Origin of the sequence: Nitrosopumilus sp. b1, assembly GCF_014078545.1 — an archaeon.
Classification (GTDB): Archaea; Thermoproteota; Nitrososphaeria; order Nitrososphaerales; family Nitrosopumilaceae; genus PXYB01.
The window spans coordinates 1-1,103 of record NZ_MU078763.1 but is presented as its reverse complement, the minus strand read 5'-3'; the positions used below and the strand labels follow the sequence as shown (position 1 = coordinate 1,103).

Here is a 1,103-nt window from a genome sequence, read left to right as displayed (position 1 = left end):
AAAGGAATCTTAGTTAATTTGTATGGAGGAATAGTAAAGACAACAACTGTTGCATCAGCATTTATCAAAGCATATGATGATAAACTAATAGATCTTCCAGTATTTGCAAGATTACGAGGAGCAGAATCAGATAAAGCTAAAGAAATGCTAAAAGATTCTAGAACAGAATTATACGATACAGTAGAAGAAGCAATCAATGCAGCAGTTATGGGAGTAAAAAAATGACCGACATATTTGAATTACTAAAAGGAAAAGAGACAGATTCGGATTATAAGAAAAAACCAATTATCGTTCAAGGAATAACTGGAAAGTTTGGTTCACAACATACAAAATTAATGATAGAGTATGGCACAAATGTTGCAGCAGGAGTAACTCCAGGAAAAGGAGGAGAAAAATTTGAAGGAGTTCCAATTTACAATACAGTCAAAGAAGCAGTTGATGCAACAGGGGCAAAAGTTTCAATTGTTTTTGTTCCAGCAAAATTCTTTTTAGCTGCAGGAAAAGAAGCGCTAGAAGCTGGAATCAAATTATTAATTGCAATTCCAGAACATGTACCAGTCAGAGACACCTTAGAATTACTAGAACTTGCAAAACAAAAAGACGCAGTAGTGATTGGACCAAACACGCCGGGAGTAATAATTCCTGAAGTGATAAAAATTGGCATCATGCCTGCAAGTCCTTTCAAAGCAGGAGACATTGTCGTCTTATCAAAAAGTGGGACATTACTTTATGAAATATCAAATGCATTAACGCAGGCAGGATTTGGTCAAACAATAACCATAGGAATTGGAGGAGATCCAGTTAATGGAACAAGATTAATTGATGCATTTGAAATGATCAAAGATACTCCTGATTTACGAGGTCTTGTAGTTGTAGGCGAGATAGGAGGAGATGCAGAAGAATTATTGGCACAAAAAATTATTGATTCAGGATTCAATAAACCAGTTGTAGCATACATAGCCGGACGAGCAGCTCCTAAAGAGAAGAGGATGGGACATGCAGGTGCAATTGTAATGGGCAACTATGGCTCAGCAGAGTCCAAAGTATCTATGTTCAATAAGGCAAATGTCCCAGTAGCCAAACGCCCTGCAGAAGTTCCAGTG

General features: G+C 37.2%; 1 protein-coding gene and 1 pseudogene. Both read left to right on the top strand.

Features of this window, described 5'->3' with window-relative positions; all coding sequences use genetic code 11:
• Nucleotides 1-225 (top strand): annotated as a pseudogene (locus C6988_RS10480) (succinyl-CoA synthetase subunit beta); the annotation flags it as partial.
• A partial coding sequence (sucD, locus tag C6988_RS10475; RefSeq protein ID WP_182135343.1) for a succinate--CoA ligase subunit alpha occupies nucleotides 222-1,103 on the top strand: 882 nt, incomplete at its 3' end. The pseudogene C6988_RS10480 and the gene sucD, both read left to right, overlap by 4 nt.